The sequence below is a fragment of the Nocardioides sp. genome, from assembly GCF_964228225.1.
Classification (GTDB): Bacteria; Actinomycetota; Actinomycetes; order Propionibacteriales; family Nocardioidaceae; genus Nocardioides.
The window spans coordinates 43,593-49,816 of sequence record NZ_CAXQZB010000040.1 but is presented as its reverse complement, the minus strand read 5'-3'; the positions used below and the strand labels follow the sequence as shown (position 1 = coordinate 49,816).

The following is a 6,224-nucleotide window of genomic DNA, read 5'->3' as shown; positions in this document are numbered from 1 at the left end:
TCGTCGAGCAGCGCCTCGACGACGTCGACCGGGGCCGGGGCCGGGTGGGCGAGGAAGAGCCGGGCGGCGTCGTCCCAGGCCCCCTGGTCGGCGGGCAAGGGGACGGCGGCGCGGTGGCGGGCGCTGAACCGGACCGCTCCGGGCTGCAGCCCGCTGCCGTGGAGCCGGGCCGCGAGGAGGGCCGACGTCGTGGGAGCCAGCAGGACCGCGAGGGCACGCGCCCACGCCGGCGGGTCCTCCGGCCCGCCGACCACCGGGACGACGCTGATCACCGGCACCGAGGGCAGCCAGCGCCCCTCCGGGTCGGCCACCGCCTCCACGACCCGGCCCTGCGGCGCGACCAGGACCTTGGGCACCAGCCGGCTCCGGGCCCACCCCGCCAGCGGCTCGGGGAGGTCGGCCGGCGCCACCGCGGGCGCCTGCCAGGTGCGTCGCGCGAACCGGGCCGGCCGACGACCCCACCCGCAGCGTGCGGGGTCGATCAGGCCCGAGGTGACCAGCGGGGCCCACGCCCGCGGCGCCTCCGGATCCTCGAGCTCCGCCGCCTCCCGCACGTGGGGCACCAGGCCGTAGTACTCGTCGCGGAAGTCCGCCGTGATCGTCGCGAGGTCGCCCAGCACCCCGCGGGTGCGGGGCCTCACCGCGGGCACGCGGTGCTCCACCCGCCCGGCCCGCGCGCCGAGCGCCGCCCAGCCCGCGGCGTCGCGGGGCGCCGGCCGCAGGCGCCCGCGGGCTCCCCGCGCGTAGGAGCTCCAGACCCGCACGCGCGGTCGATCCCCGACGGCGTCGGCGGGACCGTCGCGACCCGTCACCGGACCACGTTCCACGACCACCGCGCACGTCTGCACGTGCAGTCCCGGGAACGGTCCGGTGGCGGCCGTGGTCGTCACCGGCTCGACCCACAGGTCCAGCAGCCGGCCCTGATCCAGGACCGCGGAACGCACGGCGACGGCGTCGCGGGCGGCCAGCACCGAGACCGGCTGCACCATCGCGATCCGGCCGCCGGGCGCGACGAGGTCGAGCGCACGGTGCAGGAAGACCGCGGCGGCGTCGGTGTAGGCGCCGAGCCCGCCCGTCGCCGTGGTCGCGGTCGCGGCCCGCAGCCGGCCGAGGAACGGCGGGTTCCCCAGCACGACGTCCACCGGCGCGGCCGGATGCTCCCCCAGCCCGTCGGCCACGCGCAGCCGCGCGACGACGTCGTCCACGTCGGCCGCGGGGTCCGCCAGCAACAGCCGGAGTCGGGCGACCGCCACCGCCACGGGGTCGAGATCGGTGCCGTGCAGCGCTCGGGACGGGACGCCGCGCCGCCGGGCCGCCAGCAACAGGTCGCCCGCCCCGCAGGCCGGGTCGAGCACCGAGGTCGCCGCGGGCGCGCCCGCCAGGGCTCGCGCGACGAGCCAGTCGGCGAGGTCGGGCGGGGTGTAGAACGCCCCCCGGCGGTCCCGGTCCCCGAGCAGGGCGAGGTGGAGCCGTGCCAGCGCGGCGCCGACGTCCGATCCCCCCGGGCCCGCCGGGACGGGCTCGCGGACCAGCGCGGCCGCCATCCCGGTGAGGTCGCTCGCACCGGCGGGCACCGCGAGCCCCCAGGTGTCGACGGGCACCGGCCGACCGTGGTGCGCCGTGACCGCCGTCAGCAGCGCCGACCAGCCCGCCTCGCCGTGGTCGGCGATCAGGGCGGCGGCCTCCGGCCACGGCGTCGTCGACTCCACGGGGGTCGAGCGTAGGGCGCTCCCCCTCCGCGACGACGACGGCGCCCCGGGCCCGCCGCTGCGGATCCCGGGGTGCCGTGGAACGGGCCGGCTCAGGCCAGGCCGGAGGGGTCCTCGAACACCGCGGTCTCGGCGTTGAGGGTCCGGCCGGCGAAGTACGCCGGGCGGGTGATCCGCATGTAGACCATCACCGCGAGGCCGAACAGCAGGATGCCGACACCGATGATGAACACCGCACCGATGCCGCCGACGGCCGAGCCGCTGCCGAAGTCGGGATCGGTGGAGTCGACCAGCGTCTTGACGAACACCGCCCACAGCGCGATGCCGCCGATCAGCGGGGCGAGGAAGCGGAACACCAGGTGGCGGGCGCTGGTGAACGCCGAGCGGCGGAAGTACCAGACGCAGCTGAAGGCGGTGATGCCGTAGTAGAAGCAGATCATCAGGCCCAGGGTGAGGATCGTGTCCTCCAGGACGTTCTCGCTCAGCAGGCGCATCGCGGCGTAGAAGATCGTGGCCACCGCACCGGAGACGATCGTGGCGTAGACCGGGGACTTGAACCGCGGGTGCACCCCGGCGTAGCGGGCCGGCAGCGCCTCGTAGTGGCCCATCGCGAGCATGGTGCGCGTGGGCGAGAGGAACGTCGACTGCAGCGAGGCCGCCGAGCTGGTGAGCACCGCCAGGCTCATCAGCACCGCCAGCGGTCCCAGCACGGGCGAGGCCAGCGCCACGAACACGTTGTCGGCGATGTCCTCGTTGTTCAGTCCGAGCCCGTCGGTGCCGAGACCGGCGAAGAGCAGCACCGCCACGGCGATGAGCAGGTAGAGCACCACCACGACCGTGACGGTGATGACCGCCGCGCGCCCCGGGGTGGAGTCGGCGCCCTCGGTCTCCTCGTTCAGCGTCAGGCAGGTGTCCCAGCCCCAGTAGACGAAGATCGAGACCGACACACCGGCCGCCAGCGCCGAGAACGAGTCGATCTCCAGCGGGTTGAACCACGACCAGCTGAAGGACAGGTCGCTGGTCGCGTCGGCGCCGCCGGAGCCGGCGATCGCGGCGACGATGAAGACCACGAGCACGACGATCTGGAAGCTCACCAGGACGTACTGGATCGGACGCGTGGCCTCGATCCCGCGGTAGCAGATGTAGACCGCGATCACCATGAACGCGGTGCAGGTGAGGATGTTGACGGCGTCGTTGTTGGTGAGGTCCTCGAGGCTGTCGACCCCGGTGACCTGCGCGAGCGCGAGGTAGAAGAAGTCCACCGCGATGGCGGCGAGGTTGGACAGCACGATCACGGTCGCGGCGATCAGGCCCCAGCCGCCCATGAAGCCGACGTAGGGGCCGAAGGCCTTGGTGGCCCAGGTGAAGGAGGTGCCGCTGTCGGGGGTGTCGGCGTTGAGCTCGCGGTAGCCGTAGGCCACCAGCAGCATCGGGATGAAACCGATGAGGAAGATCGCGGGCAGCTGCGGCCCGACCTCCTGCGCGGCGTAGGCGATCGAGGCGGTGAGGGTGTACGCGGGCGCGATGACCGACACCCCCAGCGCGACACTGGCGACCAGACCCAGGGATCCGGTGCTCAGGCCCTTCTTGGACTGCATCGATGAACTCATCGAGGTCCTTCCATCATCGGTGACGGCGCGCGCCGTCGCTGGAGCCGATGGCGTCGTCGCCCTCGGCGGTGGGGCGGGGAGGTGGGCGACGTCGATCCCGATGTCCACGCGCCCCTGCTCCGCCGCAGGTGGTGCCTGATTCTGTGGCCCGCAGGGCCCGAGGGCAACGACATCGCCGCACATCGGACGGATCCGTCGCGGATCCGCCTGAGAACCGATCGCGCGACACGCCGGGGACTGGACTTCTTCCACCCGCAGGTTATAGTCATTCTGACTACTGATGAAGGAGGCGGCGATGGCCCCCTCGGGACTCCTCACCGACCGCTACGAGCTGACGATGCTGCGCTCGTTCCTCGCCGAGGGACGGGCCGAGCACCCCGCGGTGTTCGAGGTCTTCGCCCGCCGCCTGCCCGAGGGCCGCCGCTACGGCGTGCTGGCCGGCCTCGGCCGGCTGCTCGAGCACCTGCCGCGCTTCATCTTCGAGCCCGACGACGTCGCCTGGTTGCGGCGCGAGGGGGTGGTCGACGACGCCACCGCGGCCTACCTGGCCGACTTCCGGTTCCGCGGCGAGATCGACGCCTACCCCGAGGGTGACCTCTACCTGCCCGGCAGCCCCGTGCTGCAGGTGCGGGGCACCCTGGCGGAGGGCGTGCTGCTCGAGACGCTCGTGCTGAGCATCCTCAACCACGACAGCGCGATCGCGAGCGCCGCGGCCCGGATGCGCCTCGCGGCCGGCGACCGACCGCTGCTGGAGATGGGCAGCCGGCGCACCCACGAGGAGGCGGCGGTGGCCGTGGCGCGGGCGGCCTACGTCGCGGGCTTCGACGCCACCAGCAACCTCGCCGCCGGGCGCCGCTACGGCGTACCGACCATGGGCACCGCCGCCCACGCCTTCACCCTGGCCCACCCCACCGAGCGGGAGGCGTTCGCCGCCCAGGTGGCGGCCCAGGGGGTGGGCACGACGCTGCTGGTCGACACCTACGACATCGCCGCGGGCATCCGCACCGCGATCGAGGTGGCCGGTCCCGGGCTCGGCGCGATCCGCATCGACTCCGGCGACCTCGCCGAGGAGGCGGCCCGGGCGCGCACGCTGCTCGACTCCCTCGGCGCCGCCGGCACCCGGATCGTCGTCACCAGCGACCTGGACGAGTACGTGATCGCGGCCCTGGCCGACTCCCCCATCGACTCCTACGGCGTCGGCACCCGCGTCGCCACCGGCTCGGGCCACCCCACCGCGAGCATGGTCTACAAGCTGGTGGCCGTGGGCGACGCCCCCGGCGGCCCGCTGCGGCCGGTCGCCAAGCGCTCGGCCGACAAGGCCTCGGTCGGCGGCGCGAAGACGCCCTACCGCCGCCACGACGACGGCGTGCTCGTGGAGGAGTGGTTCGTCACCGGCGACCCCGCGGCCACTCCCGACGGCGAGCCGGTCCGCGTGCCCGTCGTGCGGGCCGGGGAGGTCGTGCACACCCCGACCCTGCCCGAGGTCCGCGATCGCTGCCGCGCCGCGCTGGCCACCCTGCCCCCCGAGGCCACCGCCATCACCGGGGGCAACCCGTTCCTGACCGCCACGCACCGAGGAGGACACCCATGACCCGCGCCCTGCTGATCGTCGACGTGCAGAACGACTTCGTGGAGGGCGGCTCGCTGGCCGTCGCCGGGGGCCGCGCCGTCGCCGAGGGCATCACCGCCCACCTGCGCTCCCACGCCGAGCAGTACGCCGCCGTCGTCGCCTCGCGCGACTGGCACCACGCCGAGGGCACCAACGACGGCCACTTCGCCGCCCCGGGCGCCGAGCCCGACTACGTCGCCACCTGGCCGGTGCACTGCGTCTCAGGGGCCGAGGGCGCCGAGTACGCCCCCGGGCTCGACACCACCGCGATCACCCACCACGTGCGCAAGGGCATGGGCGTAGCGGCCTACAGCGCCTTCGAGGGCGTCACCGAGGACGGCCGGTCCCTGGCGCACGTGCTCGACGGGCTCGGCGTCACCGCCCTCGACGTCGTCGGCATCGCCACCGACTACTGCGTGCGGGCCAGCGTGCTCGACGCCCGGGGGCACGGACTGGAGGTGCGGCTGCTGCCGGGGCTGCACGCCGCGGTGGCCCCCGAGACCGGCGACCGGGCGGTGCGGGAGATGGCCGAGGCGGGGGCGTCGGTGTGAGCGCCGCGCCCCTCGTCCCCTCCGTGGCGCTCGCCGTCGACCTCGCGGTCCTCACCCTGCGCGCCGACCGGTTGCACGTGCTGCTCGTGCGGCGCGGCGTGCCGCCCTTCGAGGGTGCCTGGGCGCTGCCCGGCGGGTTCGTTGGGCCGACCGAGGACGCCGAGACCGCGGCCTGGCGCGAGCTCGCCGAGGAGACCGGGATGGGGCAGGTGCCTGGCAGCGGTCATCTCGAGCAGCTGCGCACCTACAGCGCCCCCGACCGCGATCCCCGCGACCGCGTGGTCTCGGTGGCCCACGTCGTGCTGGCACCGGACCTGCCCGACCCGACCGCGGGCTCCGACGCCGCGGAGGCGCGGTGGTGGCCGGTCGAGGAGATCCTCGATCCGGCACCCGCCGCGGCGGCCCCGGTGCTCGCCTTCGACCACGCCGAGATCCTCACCGATGCCCTGGAGCGCGTGCGGGCCAAGCTCGAGTACACGACCCTCGCCCTGGAGTTCGTCACCGAGCCGTTCACCCTGGGAGACCTGCGCCGCGTCTACGCCGCGGTGTGGGGTGCGCCGCCGGATCTCGGCAACTTCCGGCGCAAGGTGCTGGGCACCGAGGGGTTCGTCGTCGCCACCGACGACCACGGCGGCGACAGCGGCCGGCCCGCCCGGCTGTACCGGCGCGGCCCGGCGCGGCTGATCTCGCCCCCGATGCTGCGCACCCCCGGCGAGGACTGAGCGGGCCCTCCCGCGCCCGGCCC

The 6,224-nt window shown here is 74.8% G+C and carries 5 protein-coding genes; 3 read left to right on the top strand and 2 right to left on the bottom strand.

The features are described 5' to 3' along the window. Together ACERUJ_RS08910 and ACERUJ_RS08905 are read right to left on the bottom strand one after the other, a co-directional pair. Positions 1 to 1,709 (bottom strand): class I SAM-dependent DNA methyltransferase (locus ACERUJ_RS08910; RefSeq protein WP_370248161.1); only part of this gene is annotated, 1,709 nt, incomplete at its 3' end. A 92-nt stretch (positions 1,710 to 1,801) separates the two neighbouring features. Further along, entirely contained in the window at positions 1,802 to 3,307 is a 1,506-nt protein-coding gene (locus ACERUJ_RS08905) for an APC family permease (protein WP_370248160.1), read from the bottom strand. Between the two features lie 292 nt (positions 3,308 to 3,599). On the opposite strand from ACERUJ_RS08905, the gene ACERUJ_RS08900 reads away from it, so the two are divergent. From ACERUJ_RS08900 to ACERUJ_RS08890, 3 genes are read left to right on the top strand one after another with little or no spacing between them, the layout of a single operon-like run. After that, positions 3,600 to 4,910, top strand: a complete 1,311-nt coding sequence (locus ACERUJ_RS08900) for a nicotinate phosphoribosyltransferase (RefSeq protein WP_370248159.1) — start codon at positions 3,600 to 3,602, stop codon at positions 4,908 to 4,910. Next, complete coding sequence (locus ACERUJ_RS08895) at positions 4,907 to 5,479, top strand: isochorismatase family protein (RefSeq protein WP_370248158.1); 573 nt, start codon at positions 4,907 to 4,909, stop codon at positions 5,477 to 5,479. The genes ACERUJ_RS08900 and ACERUJ_RS08895 overlap by 4 nt, the downstream gene beginning before the upstream one ends. Further along, positions 5,476 to 6,201 carry an NUDIX domain-containing protein gene (locus tag ACERUJ_RS08890; RefSeq protein WP_370248157.1) on the top strand — a complete coding sequence of 242 codons (726 nt, stop codon included), beginning with the start codon at positions 5,476 to 5,478 and terminating at the stop codon, positions 6,199 to 6,201. The genes ACERUJ_RS08895 and ACERUJ_RS08890 overlap by 4 nt, the downstream gene beginning before the upstream one ends. Positions 6,202 to 6,224 lie beyond the last annotated feature (23 nt).

Excerpts from the sequence above, each read along its gene's own strand:
- ACERUJ_RS08905 (WP_370248160.1), bottom strand. The coding sequence starts at position 3,307 with ATGCAGTCCAAGAAGGGCCTGAGCACCGGATCCCTGGGTCTGGTCGCC.
- ACERUJ_RS08900 (WP_370248159.1), top strand. The coding sequence starts at position 3,600 with ATGAAGGAGGCGGCGATGGCCCCCTCGGGACTCCTCACCGACCGCTAC.
- ACERUJ_RS08895 (WP_370248158.1), top strand. The coding sequence starts at position 4,907 with ATGACCCGCGCCCTGCTGATCGTCGACGTGCAGAACGACTTCGTGGAG.